This is a genomic window from Blautia acetigignens (assembly GCF_025566865.1).
Taxonomy (GTDB): Bacteria; Bacillota; Clostridia; order Lachnospirales; family Lachnospiraceae; genus Blautia_A; species Blautia_A acetigignens.
Genome location: NZ_JAOQJM010000002.1, coordinates 356,610 through 372,080 on the forward strand (window position 1 = coordinate 356,610; position 15,471 = coordinate 372,080).

General features: G+C 44.8%; 12 protein-coding genes and 1 tRNA gene. 1 reads left to right on the forward strand and 12 read right to left on the reverse strand.

Annotation, left to right across the window (positions count from 1 at the left end):
* Positions 1-40: 40 nt before the first annotated feature.
* From OCV70_RS04525 to OCV70_RS04540, 4 genes are all read right to left on the reverse strand, one after another.
* Positions 41-943 (reverse strand): undecaprenyl-diphosphate phosphatase, encoded by a 903-nt coding sequence (locus OCV70_RS04525; protein ID WP_173765215.1) that lies wholly within the window; start codon positions 941-943, stop codon positions 41-43.
* A 139-nt stretch (positions 944-1,082) separates the two neighbouring features.
* Positions 1,083-4,298, reverse strand: a complete 3,216-nt coding sequence (gene carB / locus OCV70_RS04530) for a carbamoyl-phosphate synthase large subunit (protein ID WP_173765213.1) — start codon at positions 4,296-4,298, stop codon at positions 1,083-1,085.
* On the reverse strand, positions 4,298-5,374 hold the full coding sequence (locus tag OCV70_RS04535) for a carbamoyl phosphate synthase small subunit (protein ID WP_173765201.1): 1,077 nt from the start codon (positions 5,372-5,374) through the stop codon (positions 4,298-4,300). The genes carB and OCV70_RS04535 overlap by 1 nt, the downstream gene beginning before the upstream one ends.
* A gap of 182 nt (positions 5,375-5,556) precedes the next feature.
* Positions 5,557-5,640 (reverse strand) — tRNA-Leu (locus tag OCV70_RS04540).
* 223 nt (positions 5,641-5,863) lie between these two features.
* Here OCV70_RS04540 and OCV70_RS04545 point away from each other — a divergent pair.
* Positions 5,864-6,103 (forward strand): helix-turn-helix domain-containing protein, encoded by a 240-nt coding sequence (locus tag OCV70_RS04545; protein WP_021926312.1) that lies wholly within the window; start codon positions 5,864-5,866, stop codon positions 6,101-6,103.
* Between the two features lie 87 nt (positions 6,104-6,190).
* Here OCV70_RS04545 and OCV70_RS04550 read toward each other — a convergent pair whose 3' ends face one another.
* From OCV70_RS04550 to OCV70_RS04585, 8 genes are all read right to left on the reverse strand, one after another.
* A complete protein-coding gene (locus OCV70_RS04550) occupies positions 6,191-6,667 on the reverse strand; it encodes a signal peptidase II (protein WP_117853224.1) in 477 nt (158 codons plus the stop codon).
* A 2-nt stretch (positions 6,668-6,669) separates the two neighbouring features.
* Positions 6,670-7,245: a zinc ribbon domain-containing protein gene (locus OCV70_RS04555; RefSeq protein ID WP_117853222.1), complete on the reverse strand. Its 576-nt coding sequence runs from the start codon at positions 7,243-7,245 to the stop codon at positions 6,670-6,672.
* A 77-nt stretch (positions 7,246-7,322) separates the two neighbouring features.
* Positions 7,323-8,756: an ATP-dependent Clp protease ATP-binding subunit ClpX gene (gene clpX, locus OCV70_RS04560; RefSeq protein WP_173765199.1), complete on the reverse strand. Its 1,434-nt coding sequence runs from the start codon at positions 8,754-8,756 to the stop codon at positions 7,323-7,325.
* Positions 8,757-8,865: 109 nt separating this feature from the next.
* Positions 8,866-10,533 (reverse strand): S1C family serine protease, encoded by a 1,668-nt coding sequence (locus OCV70_RS04565; protein WP_173765197.1) that lies wholly within the window; start codon positions 10,531-10,533, stop codon positions 8,866-8,868.
* Between the two features lie 120 nt (positions 10,534-10,653).
* Entirely contained in the window at positions 10,654-11,583 is a 930-nt protein-coding gene (locus tag OCV70_RS04570; RefSeq protein WP_173765195.1) for a glycosyltransferase family 2 protein, read from the reverse strand.
* A 99-nt stretch (positions 11,584-11,682) separates the two neighbouring features.
* Positions 11,683-12,945 carry an LCP family protein gene (locus tag OCV70_RS04575; protein ID WP_117853213.1) on the reverse strand — a complete coding sequence of 421 codons (1,263 nt, stop codon included), beginning with the start codon at positions 12,943-12,945 and terminating at the stop codon, positions 11,683-11,685.
* A 14-nt stretch (positions 12,946-12,959) separates the two neighbouring features.
* The gene (locus OCV70_RS04580) at positions 12,960-14,363 is read right to left on the reverse strand and encodes an undecaprenyl-phosphate glucose phosphotransferase (RefSeq protein ID WP_117853359.1); all 1,404 of its coding nucleotides are present in this window, start codon (positions 14,361-14,363) and stop codon (positions 12,960-12,962) included.
* Between the two features lie 146 nt (positions 14,364-14,509).
* On the reverse strand, positions 14,510-15,466 hold the full coding sequence (locus OCV70_RS04585; RefSeq protein WP_117853211.1) for a glycosyltransferase family 2 protein: 957 nt from the start codon (positions 15,464-15,466) through the stop codon (positions 14,510-14,512).
* Positions 15,467-15,471 lie beyond the last annotated feature (5 nt).

Sequence of the window (15,471 nt, forward strand, 5' to 3'; positions counted from 1 at the left end):
TTCCCCTGCAGGCTGACGCCGAAATTTCTTATATATAATTTTATGCAAGTAAGGTCTTGCCGATGAAATAAACCAGAACCAGCGCACCAAGTACGATTCGGTACCAGCCGAATGCCTTGAAGTCATGCTTCTTGATATAGCCCATCAGGAACTTGATTGCAAGGATGGAAACCACAAATGAAACCACCATACCGATTACCAGAATCAATACCTCTGTTCCTGTAAATCCAAAGCCGAATTTCAGCAGCTTCAGAAGGCTGGCTCCGAACATAACCGGAATGCCAAGGAAGAAGGTAAACTCAGCTGCAACGGTACGGGAGGTACCAACCAGGATTCCTCCGATAATGGTGGAACCGGATCTGGAAGTTCCCGGAACAACAGAAAGAACCTGGAAGCAGCCAATCAAAAATGCAGTCTTGAAAGTCAGATCTTCCAGACTTGTGCACTGCGGCTCTCTGCCTTTGTTGTAGTTTTCCACAATGATAAACAGAACACCGTAGACAATTAACGCGATGGCTACTACAACATAGTTGTTGAAATGCGCCTCAATAAAATCATTAAACGGAAGCGCAATAATGATAGTCGGCAGACATGCTACCACGATCTTAAACCACAGGATCCATTTGTCCTTATCACAGTAGCGCTCAACAAAATTCAGAATTACCTGCGCCCATTTCGGCTTCTTAGCGATGGCCATCTGAGTTCTTCTGGGAAGCTTCTTTATGTAAAACGGCCACAGCTTATTCCAGTACAAAACAACGACTGCGAGAATTGCTCCCAGCTGGATCACAACCAGAAATACATCCATAAAATCCTGAGAAACATTCAGGTGAATAAACTCATCCACCAGGATCATATGGCCGGTACTGCTGATAGGAAGCCACTCTGTAATTCCTTCCACAATACCAAGGAGAATTACCTTTAAAAGTTCGATAATATCCATTTCTACCCCTTTCTTATCTTGAACAAAATGAGGACGGAGACTTAAATTTCTCCGTCCTCTTTAGTATATTACATCAAATGACTTTCGTAAACTTGTATTTTGCTTTTTTCGCAAAATTTAGCTTTTGTTTAACAGCTGCTTATCTTCTGGCAATAGTCGCGATATCGATCAGGCTCAACTTCTTGGCATCTGTGTTCTCAAGACTGGTTACCAGAGCTTCTGCTGTATCAAGGCTGGTAAGAACATTTACACCAGTCTCGATGGCATTACGTCTGATCACGAATCCATCCTTCTGATGCTCAACGCCCTGGGATGGGATGTCGATAACCACATCAATCTTATGACCAAGGATCAGATCCATAAGGTTCGGTGCAGGCTGCTCCAGCTTGTTGGTGCGGATTACCTTAACGCCGTGCTCTTTCAAAGTATTTGCGGTTCCTCTTGTAGCGTAGATACGGTATCCAAGTGCCTCGAATCTCTTTGCGATCGGAACTGCATCTTCCTGCTCTTCCGGTCTGACTGTCATGATCATGTTCTTGTACTTCGGCAGACGGATTCCGGCACCAAGGAATGCTTTGTAAAGAGCCTCATTGAAGGTCTCTGCAATACCAAGGCACTCACCTGTGGACTTCATCTCCGGTCCAAGGCTGATATCAGCGCCGCGGATCTTCTCGAAGGAGAATACCGGCATCTTGATGGCAATATGTTTTGCTTCCGGCTGAAGTCCTGGCTCATAGCCCATGTCTTTCAGCTTGTATCCAAGGATTACCTTGGTTGCCAGCGGTACGATCGGGATTCCGGTAACCTTGCTGATGTAAGGTACGGTACGGCTGGAACGCGGGTTAACCTCAATTACGTATACGTCATCTCCAAGAACGATAAACTGGATGTTGATCATACCGATGACATGCAGTGCTCTTGCAAGACGTTTGGTGTACTCTGCAATAGTCTCTTTTGCTTTTTCACTGATGGTTCTTGCCGGATATACGGAAATACTGTCACCGGAATGGATTCCGGCACGCTCAATATGCTCCATAATACCAGGAATCAAAATGTCCTCGCCGTCGCATACGGCATCAACCTCGATTTCTTTTCCCATCAGGTACTTGTCAACAAGGATTGGATGCTCCTGTGCGATCTGGTTGATCACACCGATGTACTCTTCCACATCCTCATCGCTTACTGCAATACGCATTCCCTGACCGCCAAGTACATAGGAAGGACGAACCAGAACCGGATAGCCCAGCTCATTTGCAGCTTTCTTCGCTTCCTCTGCGGTAAATACAGTGTGTCCCTTCGGTCTCGGGATCTGGCACTTCTCAAGAATCTCATCAAACAGCTCACGGTCCTCAGCTGCATCTACGTTCTCAGCAGATGTTCCAAGAATCTTCACACCCATCTTGGTAAGAGCTTCTGTCAGCTTGATGGCAGTCTGTCCGCCGAACTGAACAACCGCTCCGTCCGGTTTCTCAATATTTACAATATTCTCAACATCCTCCGGTGTAAGGGGCTCAAAATACAGCTTATCTGCAATATCAAAGTCTGTACTTACAGTTTCCGGATTGTTGTTGATAATAATCGTCTCATAGCCTTCCTTCGCAAAAGCCCAGGTACAGTGTACGGAGCAGAAATCGAACTCAATACCCTGTCCGATACGGATCGGTCCGGAACCAAGTACCAGGATCTTTTTCTTATCCGGTGTGGCAATTGCTTCGTTCTCTGTGCCTTCATCACCATATACAGAATAGTAATACGGAGTTGCAGCAGCAAACTCTGCAGCACAGGTATCAACCATCTTATATGCAGCCTTGATGCCGTACTCACTGCGAAGTCCCTTGATTTCATCCTCAGTTTTGCCTGTAAGGCGGGCAATGATGTAGTCCGGGAACTCCATGCGTTTTGCTTCCAGAAGAAGTTCTTTGGTAAGCTTTCTGTTCTTCAGTGCATTCTCCATACCTACCAGAATTGCAATCTTGTCAATGAACCAGATATCGATCTGTGTGATATCGTGAAGCATGGACTGCGGCATACCGCGGCGGATTGCTTCTGCAATCTTCCAGATTCTGCGGTCATCTACGATCTCAAGCTCTGCAAGAAGCTCCTCGTCTGTAAGCTGGGTAAAATCATAAGACATCAGGCTGTCCACATGCTGCTCCAGGGAACGGATCGCTTTCATAAGAGCACCTTCAAAGCTATGACAGATACTCATAACCTCTCCGGTAGCTTTCATCTGTGTGGTAAGGGTTCTCTTTGCTGTAATAAATTTATCAAACGGAAGTCTCGGGATCTTAACTACACAGTAGTCAAGCATTGGCTCAAAGCTTGCGTATGTTTTGCCTGTGATGGCATTTGGAATCTCATCCAGTGTATATCCAAGGGCAATCTTTGCAGCAACCTTAGCAATGGGATAACCGGTAGCCTTACTTGCAAGTGCAGAAGAACGGCTTACACGTGGGTTAACCTCGATTACACAGTACTCAAAGCTGTCTGGCTTCAGCGCATACTGAACATTACAGCCGCCTGTGATTCCAAGCTCTGTGATAATATTAAGAGCAGATGTACGAAGCATCTGATACTCTTTGTCACCAAGAGTCTGAGATGGTGCAACTACAATAGAGTCTCCTGTGTGAACACCAACCGGGTCAATATTTTCCATATTGCAGACGGTAATACAGTTTCCTGCACCGTCACGCATTACCTCATACTCAATTTCTTTCCAGCCTGCGATACAGCGTTCTACCAGAACCTCTCCGACACGGGAAAGACGAAGTCCATTCTCCAGGATCTCGCGAAGCTCATATTCATTATGGGCAATACCGCCGCCGCTTCCACCAAGGGTATAAGCAGGACGAAGTACAACCGGATAACCGATGGTATTGGTAAATGCAAGTCCATCCTCTACTGTTGTAACAACCTTAGATGCTGCAACCGGCTCACCAATTTTTTCCATGGTATCTTTAAATTCCTGACGGTCCTCAGCCTTCTTAATGGTCTGAGCTGTAGTTCCGATCAGTCTTACATTATGCTCCTTCAGGAAACCCTTTTCATCCAGCTCCATAGCCAGATTCAAGCCTGCCTGTCCGCCAAGAGTAGGAAGTACACTGTCCGGTTTCTCCTTCAGGATCAGCTGCTCTACAACCTCTACAGTAAGAGGTTCAATATAAACACGGTCAGCAATGTCTTTATCTGTCATAATGGTTGCCGGGTTGGAGTTCAGAAGAACAACCTCAAGGCCTTCTTCTTTTAAAGAACGGCAGGCCTGTGTTCCTGCATAATCGAACTCTGCTGCCTGACCGATGATGATCGGACCAGAACCAATAACAAGTACTTTTTTAATGTCTTTATTTCTTGGCATTATTTATTTCCTCCCATCATATCCATAAATCTGTCAAACAGGTAACTGGAATCTTGCGGTCCCGGGCATGCCTCCGGATGGAACTGTACGGTGAAAATATTCTTTCCAACGTATGCCATTCCTTCGTTTGTGCCGTCGTTTACATTTACAAATGCAGGATGTGCAATGTTTTTCTCTTCAAGATCCTTGGCATCTACTACATAGCCGTGGTTCTGGGAGGAAATGTAAACTCTGCCGGTAGCAAGATCCTTCACCGGATGGTTGCCGCCGCGGTGACCGTATTTCATCTTATAAGTATCTCCGCCTGTTGCAAGCGCCATCAGCTGATGTCCGAGGCAGATTGCAAAGATCGGAATATCAGAATCGTAAAGCTTCTTTACTTCTTTAATAATGGAAGTACATTCCTTTGGATCTCCAGGGCCATTGCTGAGCATGATTCCGTCCGGATGATCTGCAAGGATCTCTTCTGCCGGGGTCAGTGCCGGGTAAATGGTTACCTGACATCCGCGCTTATTCAGGGAACGTGCAATATTGCGCTTTGCGCCAAAGTCCATAAGTGCAACCTTCGGGCCGTCTCCCGGAAGAATCTCCTTCTCGCGGCAGGTTACCTTTTCTACTACTTTACCAGTTGTATATGCTTTTAACTTGGGGAGAATTGCGTCTAAGTCATAGTTTTCATCCACTGTGATCATACCGTTCATGGTACCTTTCTCACGGAGGATCTTGGTAAGTGCTCGGGTGTCAATTCCTGCGATTCCAGGAATGTCATGTTTGGTCAAGAAATGCTGAATCGTGTCAACGCTTCTGAAATTGCTTGGAACACGGGATAACTCACGCACGATAAACGCGTCGATCCACGGCTTTGCGGATTCCTGGTCATCATAGCAGATTCCGTAGTTTCCTATTAACGGATAAGTCATGCAAACCGCCTGTCCTGCGTAAGACGGATCAGTCATTACCTCCAGATATCCTGTCATGGAAGTATTGAATACGATCTCACTGATGACTTCTCTTGCAGCGCCAATGCTGGTTCCTGTAAATACATGGCCATCTTCTAATATCAGAAATGCTTTCATACAATCTCCCTTTCTTATGTCGTATTTTATCCTAAATCTTCAAGATTGTATCATAGCAAAATGCTTTTTTCAATAAAATACAGGCAAAAAAAAATTCTGTTGTGCAAAAAAAAATTGCACAACAGAAAAAAGCTACTGGATCTCAGATATCTCTGGTATTCGTAACAAAAGAAAAAAAATAATGCAGGAGATGGGACTTGAACCCACACGATCTTGCGACCACAGGCACCTGAAGCCTGCGCGTCTGCCAATTCCGCCACTCCTGCATTTCTTATGTTTCAATCGCTTTCTCGCGACTTCTTGATTATAATACAACATATTCACTTGAATGTCAACACTAATTTTCAAAAAAATTTAAAAAATTTTGAATTTATATTGTTAGTCCATTCTGGTCTTTTTTAAGGTGTCAAATGAAACTGCAATTTATAATAAGAAAGATGGCCATATACAGACGGCCAGGTCTATATTTTTACACCAGAGAAATGAAATATGACGTACAAAAGAATCAGAGAGCTTCGGGAGGATCATGATTTGACGCAGACATATATGGCACACTATCTGAATGTAAATCAGCGCACTTACTCGCGATATGAAAGAGGGGAACGGAGCGTTCCTCTTGAACAATTATGCCGGATTGCTGACTTCTACAAGGTAAGTGTGGATTATCTGCTTGGACGTACTGATGTAAAGCGTCCTTACCCTGCATCCCGGCTCTCCAGGAAAACGTGAGACTTAGAGCAGCAGAAACAGCATCAAGGCTCGCGTCCTGCAAAACACAAAGAGACATCTTCTTTCAAAGGAGATGTCTCTTTATGTTTATATGTTTTCTCTTTTTCTTTTTTTGTCAGGAAGCAGGCTGGATACTGCCCACAGCACAGTACCGGCGGCGATGCAAAAATCCGAAAGGTTAAATACCATCCTGCGCATATCCTTGTTCTTTACATTAAAGCTGATATAATCTGTAACATAGCCCTTATTTCTGCGGTCCATGTAATTCGACATACCGCCTCCAAGAACCATGGCAAGTCCCATTCTTCCAAGCCTGCGGCCATGAATAAGCTCATGCCAGTATTCCCCCAGCACACAGCCAAGACCTGCTAAGGAAAGCTCACGACAGCTTTCCTCATCAAGCTTTATTTTTCCAAACACCATGTTCTTGTTGTGACAATTTCGAAGGATCACTCTGCCTCCAAGTACTTCCTCGCGGCTTCCCTGAAGCCTGGTACTGTCTACATGCTCCTTAATTTTGTGATCCAGCAGAAAAATTCCTCCTGCAATACTCAGTGAAAGCATACTCACTTCTCCTCGACATCTTCCATTTTCTTATCGCAGGTCTCAGAAGCTTCTGCTTCTTCTTTGGCAGAAGCATTTTCAGGTTCTGTCTCGCTCTCTTCTACTGTCTCTATGTGTTCATCTGATGCTTCTTCTGGCATCCCTTCCTCCGCTTCTACCGGCTCCTCTGTCTTGGAATCTACAACCTCTCCCTCTGTTGCTTCAGGCTCAGGGTTCGGACATGGAGAACCACAAAGGGGACAAAATGCTGCACTTCTGTCAATAGACTTGCCACATGCAGGACAGATTTTCTGCCCCTTTAAATCAGCTGCCGCATCCTTATATCCTGCAATAATCTGCAAATGCTGCTGGATTTCTTCACAGAATCCCTTCAGTCCATCTTCTACCTCTGTACCATCCTTGTATTTCTCAAAGATTACGTTTCCAATATCAGCCTTCAGCTTCTGCACCATCTGCTCTTCACTGGCAATTTTACTTTTGATCTTCTGTGTCTCATAGATCTGACTTGCTTTTTTACTAAAATCCTTCGTTGTTCTTGTTATCGTGTCACTTAATTCATCAAAAAAATCGCGTGCCATTTTGCCATCTCCTTTATTTATATAAAAAGTGTTGACCACATGTTACCTGTGCAGGCAGCCAAAAAGCAGCTGCGGATTTACTGTACTGAGAGAAGCGGGATTTCCTGACCTCGAAGCAGGATTCTCGGTCCTCCGGTACCTTCAATATATTCTCTTGTAATAATCACCTGTCCAATGCTGTCATCCTTTGGAATCTCATACATGATATCCAGCATATACTCTTCCAGGATAGCGCGCAGTCCTCTGGCACCTGTATGCTTCTCCAGAGCTTTAGCTGCAATAGCATGAAGGGCTTCTTCTTCATAATCCAGCTTTACCTCATCTAATGCAAGAAGCTTCTGGTACTGCTTCAGAATCGCATTCTTAGGCTCCTTAAGAATCTGTACCAGCATATCCTCATTCAGTCCGTTCAGCGTATAGATAATCGGAAGACGTCCGATAAACTCAGGAATCATGCCAAACGCACGAATATCATCTACAGTTACCTTCTCCAGAATATGAGGATCGTTGTCATATTTATCCTTAAGATCTGCATAAAAACCGATGGATGCCTGCTTATTCAGTCTCTCCTTAATGATATTCTCCAGATCCGGGAAAGCGCCCCCGCAAATAAACAGAATATTCTTCGTGTTCACAGTAACCATCGGAACCATCGCATTCTTGCTGTTGGCACCTACCGGAACCTCCACCTCGCTTCCCTCAAGAAGCTTCAAAAGTCCCTGCTGTACAGCCTCACCGCTTACATCTCGCTGATTGGTATTTTTCTTCTTGGCAAGCTTATCAATCTCATCAATAAAGATAATGCCGTGTTCCGCTTTCTCTACATCATTGTCTGCAGCTGCAAGAAGCTTGGAAACCACACTCTCAATATCGTCACCGATATAGCCAGCCTCTGTAAGCGAAGTGGCATCTGCAATAGCAAGCGGCACATCCAGAAGTCTGGCGAGAGTTTTCACCAGATAGGTTTTACCGCTGCCTGTAGGTCCGATCATAAGCATATTGGACTTCTCAATCTCAATTTCATCCATAGTATCTGTAGCAACACGTTTATAATGGTTATAAACAGCAACAGACATTACCTTCTTGGCACGCTCCTGTCCGATTACATATTCATCAAGGCTTGCCTTGATCTTGTGAGGTGCCGGAATCTTCTTAAGGTCAATGGCTGGCTTGGCAGCCTCCTTTTTCTTCTTTATTTTCTTCGGATGGGGAATGGCATCCTGAAGGCTTCCCAGATTGATCATGCTTACATTCGGCATGTTCAGAAGATCATTCAGGTTCAGTCCATTATTCATCTGCTGGGTCATAGTGTCAAAGCTCTTCTGCATACAATCGTTGCAGATATGTATATTATTAGGCAGTTCGATCATCTTGCCAGCCTGGCTCTCCGGTCGATGACAGAGAAAGCAGAATTTCTCATATTCGCTGTCATCCTGCTGATTGCTGTCGTTGTTCTCTGTTATATCTCCATCGATGATCTCGTCTCTTTCATCGTCAAAATGATCTGTCATAATTTTTCCTTTCCTGTTTCTTATTCTGTCCTTTTATTGTAGCATATTTTTGTCAGATTTAGAAATTAACTTTTTATAAACAAAGGGGAGCATTTCGCTCCCCTGAAATTTACTGATTACTATCCGGTCTGGCACCTAGCGTGACTGTAATCGTGGATTCCACATATTCTCCGTCGCTCAGGCGTGCCACGCCCACCTCTATTTCTTCTCCTGCTGTATAGTACTGGAGCTTGTCGTTGATATCCGCTTTGCTGGAAACCTTCTGTCCGTCCAGCTTGGTAATAATATCACTCTTCTGGATTCCCGCATTGTCTGCTGCGCCGCCGGAAACAACGTCCATGACAAAAGCACCTGCCGGCATATTATACATCTGGATTGCCTCTCTGGAAAGATCAGCAAACTTCACGCCCAGGTATCCTGCCTGTGATTCATCCGAAACCTTATCTCTTGTTTTGCGGTTCATCAACTCTTCCAGAATCGGCTGTGCCTTGGAAATCGGGATTGCATATCCGGTACCTTCCACACTGCTGGATGCAATTTTGGCACAGTTGATACCGATCAGCTCACCCTGCATATTCAAAAGTGCGCCGCCGCTGTTTCCAGGATTGATGGCTGCATCTGTCTGGATCAGGTCTTCATAAGTATTGGAATCAGACTGAACAGTTCGCTCCAAAGCACTTACCCATCCGGAGGTTACAGTCTGACCATATCCAAGGGCATTTCCAATAGCTACTACCTGCTCACCAACAACCAGGTCATCTGAATTGCCAAGCTGCGCAATCTTAATCTGATTCATGGTCTCTTCCGGGATATCACTTTTCTCCACTGCAATGACTGCCAGGTCTGTATCCTCATCTGTACCTTTGATCTTTGCGGAAACCGCTCCATCAATATTCAAATCTCCATTGCTGGTCACATAATTCTCAGTTTCCTGCTCTGCATTCACCACATCATCGCCAATGAAGCATACGCTTAAAGTAGTTGCTCCCTCTACCACATGATTGTTAGTAGCAATCAGAAGCTCACTGTCATTCTCTCCTACAATAATACCGGAACCGCTTCCTGTGCTCGGATACTCCATTCCATAACCGAAAAAGCTGCGGATCTCCTGCATGCTGACGGAGGTGATTGCCACAACAGAGGGCATGGCAGCCTGTGCAACTCCAGCCACAGGTCCTTTCTCATTTGCAACTGCGTCTGCGCTTACAGTATCGCTGCTGCTCTGGCTGGTCTCATCGGAAACAGAGGAGGTAAGCGTCTCTGCAGTGCCTACAGATGTGGTGGTATCTTTCTTAAAATACTGATCAGATACCGCATTCACCGCCTGAAAAACAAGGCCTGCCACCAGGCCAAAGATTACAGCCAGGGTAATGGTGTTTCTTGCTTTTTTTCCAAAGGAAGAAGATTCTCTCTTTTCATGATGCTTCCGATGTTTGTTCTTCTCTTCTTCCGGCTTCTTTTCCTGTTCGTCTACCTGGTAATGTGCATATTTAGGTTCTGCACCTTGTTCACCGGAAGTGCTTCCGGCACTGCTGCCAGATTCATTTCCCCCATAATTATGGGAGGCATAATAATTGCCATTATCTGAGTCTGCAGCATTGCCGCCAGCTTCTCTGCTTCGCGTGTATTTATAATGATACGTTACATTCTCATTCAGATCTTCTTCGGGGGCTGTCTGCTGATCAGATGCAGCCTGCGCGGACACATCTGAATCTGACTGCCGGGGCGTATCATCCGTCTTCTTCGGATCCTGTCCCCAATTCCATTCATCACTCATGTTTTGCTCCCTTCTATGTTAAATCCTAACAATTTCTTTTATTTTATGGTACAAGTTTAGCAATCAATTGTGTTGAAAATGTGATAGATTCTTTAAGAAAAGGTGACAGCGTCAAAAGCCCTATTTTTCTTCCTGTTTTTTCCAGTATTCACGGTTCATGGTACAGAAAAGGATCATTTTCTCCGGCAGCTTCCGGTATCTTTTTCCAAGGAAATATCCTGCATATTTAAATCCGCTCTGCGCGATCAGCCCGGGAATCAGCCAGATATGTCCTGTTTTTACCAGATAGGCAAGACTTTTCTTTACAAGACGAATTCCCTCCCCTTCTGAGGGAACACCTGCGAAAATCTCCGGATGCTCGGCCTGGGAAACACCCAGGTCAAAATTACGGTGAAACTGCTGGCGACAGGAATAATTGTGGGAATGGATCACACAGGCATCTGCTGCGTAGGCAATCCCGTATCCTTTTTTTGCCATGGTTCCGGCATAGATCATGTCCTCATTAAAAATCGCATGCTCGATAAAGCCGCCCATTTCCTGGTAAATCTTTTTCTTATATGCGGCGCACACATTGGAACAGAAATAGGTCTTAATTCCGTATGCTGCAGTATCCTTCTCCCATTTCACGGAAGATTTGTCCGGATAATTAAAGGTACGGGTATATTTTTCCAGATAGGCACAGTCTTCTCTGGCCAGCTGTCTTGCAAAGGCAGCACCTACCTTTGGATTCTCCTGCAGCGGGCGGATCAGATTCTGGATCAGATCCTGATCTGCCGGAACGGCATCCTGAGTCATAAATACCATAATATCTGCATCGGAAAGCTTCGCTGCGGCCCGCCTGGTTCCGCCATGGTCAAAGTCTTCTTTTTTCAGATGGGTCACTTTCACTTTTGGAAAAGCATCCTCCCATTTGGGATTCCAGAATTTTTCTTCTGTATTCATGACAATGATATTTTCTATGGGATAACTCTGGCTGCAAAGTGCATCCAAAAGACCGGCAAATTCTTCCCTCGGACGATATGCAGGAATGATCACATCTACTTTTTCCATTGCCGCTTTCCTCCTTGCGTTTAAAAAAGGGACCATTCCTTCTCAGATGGTCCCCGAATTTTTTCTTTATAATGATGTCACTTCAAGATATCTTTTCTTTTAATATTCGCTTCCGTCTTCAAAGCCATCATCACTATAATCATTATCACTGTAATCGCTGCTATAGTCATCACTGTAATCATCGCTATAGTCGCTGCTGTAATCATTATAATCGTAATTTCCGCTTCCATCTCCCTGCCATACAACATCAGACGAAGTGTCATCACTGGTTACAGCTGGAGCTTCATCCACTAATGTGTCCGCTCCTCCTACAAGCTCAATGATCTTGTCATTGGCTTCAATAATATTCTGGGACGGCTCATAGCTCTCATCTGCGCCGTACAGGAATGCATGCAGTTCCTTAACGTTTTCCTCCAGGGTATCTGCAACTACCATGCTGGCATTCTTAACATCCGCAAACTTGTATTTCGATGGGAAACCTGTAGTATCTGCAATATTGTATCCGATCAGGCTCGGAACCATGTTCAGCAGCTCGGTCTTGGAAACAGATGTAGTAATCAGCGGGAATACCTGATCCATAATATTGAAAATAGTGGTAATTCCAGCCTTCTTCGCCTTATCCACCATAAGGCCGATCACTCGTCTCTGGCGCTCGGTACGTCCCATATCCATACTGGATGTGTAACGGATTCGGCAGTAGGAGACAACCTGTACTCCATTCAGATGATACTCTCCAAGAGCAGCCTCCTCATCAACAGGCTTTGGATCCGGCAGTTCCACCGGAGTGTAGCTCTTTCCAGTCTCTTCCGAGGTTTCAATACAGTAGTCATTCATGAAAACCATTTCTGCATAAGAAAGAGGAAGATCAAGTCCGCCTAAAGCATCTACCGCTTCTGCCATTGCACTGAAGTTTACCGTCACATAATCTGTAATATTCAGATCCAGCATGGTATTCAGCATGGAAATCGCCTGCTCCGGGCCGCCGTATGCATATGCTGCATTCGCCTTGGTATAAGTGTCATTTCCAATATTCAGAAGGGTGTCACGATATATGGAAGCCAGCTTCACTTCTTTGGTATCATTATTGATGCTTGCAACAATAATGGTATCACTGTTCTGCGCATCCAGCGCTGCATTCTTGGAACGCTTGTCAATTGCAAAAAGCGCATATGTGGTATAACCGGTCATCTGCGGTGCCGTCACATTCGTAACAATTTTACTCTCGTCCAGCTGCGGTGTCTCAATCTTATTCAGTCTGCTGTCGATCTGTCCGTATACATACAGACCGCCGATAAACAGAAGCAGACAAAGAATCTCAACAATAAACAGGGCTGTCTTCCTTTTTTTACCAGGTCTTGCCATTTCTCTTTCCTTTCTCAGTAAGCATTCTTATTAATAAATCCCTTAAAAATTGTCATAAACAATATTTTTATATCCAGACCAACGGTCCAGTTCTCAATGTAATACAAATCATACTCGATTCTTTTGCGGATGGAGGTATCTCCTCTGTAGCCATTTACCTGCGCCCATCCGGTCAGTCCCGGTCTTACCTGGTGCTTCACCATGTATCTTGGAATCTCCTCACGGAATTTCTCCACAAAAAATGGTCTCTCCGGTCTTGGTCCCACCAGGCTCATGTCTCCCTTCAGAATGTTAAACAGCTGGGGAAGCTCATCAATACTGGTCCGGCGCATAAATCTTCCAATTCCTGTAACTCTGGGATCGTTTTTCACAGTCCAGGCTTTCTTCTCCTCCGCCTCCGGCTGAATCTCCATGGAACGGAATTTGTACATCCAGAAAGTCTGGTTATGAAGTCCCACTCGCTCCTGGCGATAGATCAGCGGTCCCGGGGATGTGATCTTAATTAAAATACACATCACCAGCATAACCGGAGATGCCACAATGATCCCGATAATGGATCCGATAATATCCATCACTCTCTTGATCATGGAATTGAAGGTATTGCTCAGGGGCACATACCGGATATTGATGACCGGAAGTCCCAGGATATCTTCTGTATATGGTTTGGTAGGAATAATCTTATTATAGTCCGGAATAAACTTTGTATGCACTCCTGATTTCTCGCAAAGTGCAACAATCTCCTCCAGCCGGTAATATTCACTTAAGCCAAGCGTAATCGCAATCTCATCCAGCCTGCTCTCAGGCAGGATCACATTCAGATTGGCAATTCGTCCAATTACCTTAATGCCCTTGTACATAGTACCCGCAGGAATATTGTCATCCAGAATTCCTCTCACAACATACCCCCACTGCGGATTCTCCCTGATGCGGTCAATATATTCCTCTGCTGCCCGGCTGTATCCTACAAGTACCACCTGCTTCTGGTTCAGTCCGCGCTTTCGCATATTCCGCAGGCTGTAGAAAATGAGCATTCTCACTCCCCAGCTGGCCAGAATACAGATTCCATAGAACATATACAGCACAGAACGGGAAATATTCCCCTCTTCAATGGTGTACAGTATAAATATGGTAATCAGAATACCAAGGGAATTGGCCTTGATAATATTTGACAGCACAAGGCGTCTTCCCTGCATCCGCATAGGCTCATACAGGGAAAACGCATGATATAGCAAAATATATGCAGGCAGAATGAAGATCAGAGCAGACATATACTGCTCAAAGCTTCTTGCACGCACTGCAGTTGCCGCAAACGGGCCGATAAATCGAAGTACCCAGGCAAAGAAATAAGATAGCGTAATTACACAGGCATCTACTACAACATGGAGACGACTGAAATTCTTCTGATTGTCTCTGATCAAGCTTGCCACCTCTGCCTTCTGTCCGCCGCCCATGCACTTCCTTCAAAAGTGCTCCAGGACTGTGACTTTCCTTATCTTATAATAGATAAAACAGAATTGCAACAAATTCTTCAAACTTCATTTATAAAAATTTGATAAACATTCTTTTATGCAAAGAATCTGTAAAAGAGATTCCCCCATAATTCCAGCTGGATCTTTATATACTGTTCCAGATTTTTCAATTTGAATTTGACCTTTTTGTCTCTGTGACTGATCTGAAAACCGTTCTTGATCCCGGCAATGTATTCCCTTCCCATTCCTTTTTGGGTAAAGAACAGAATCTTCATTCCAAATCCCAGGATCAGAAACGGAAGATTCAGAAGGATCTGCAGAAACGGCATATTTTTGTAGATCAGATAAATATTATTTCTGGAAGAATACCTGGTCTTGAAATGATTGTATCTGGAGCCGCTTGTTCCGCTTCCTATATGATACACGATTGCTTTTGGGGCATACCAGTTCTCATAGCCATTGATTCTCGCCCTGTAGCCCACATCGATATCCTCCAGATATGCAAAGTGCTCCTCATCAAAATAACCAATCTTCTCGAATATTTTCTTCCTATATATAGCAGCCCCTGCACAGGAGGTGAAAATTTTGTCCTCACTCTCGCAACTGTGAACATCCTTGCCTTTTCCCCTGGCAAAAGCCCAGCCAAGGGCGCTGTAATAATTTCCAGCATCATCCAGCTTGTCCCTGTCATGATAGCAGATCATGCGGGCACTGCAGGAAAAAGCTCTTCTGTGCCGCTTGATGGCAGCCAGCATTTCTCCCACAAAATAGCGGTCCACTTCTGTATCATTATTTAAAAGAAGCACATAAGGAGCCCTGGCTGCGTAAATTCCCTCATTCACAGCTCTGGAAAACCCAAAATTATCAGGCAGTTCAATAATGTGTACCCAGGGATAATTCCCCATTGTAAAGGCCACGCTGCCATCAGATGATCCATTGTCTACCAGAATCGTCTCGAAATTCTGAAATTCCTGCTGCTCCAGGCTGGAGAGCACTCCCTCCAGATATGCCATGCCATTGTAATTTGGTATAATGACTGATACTTCCTGCATAATTT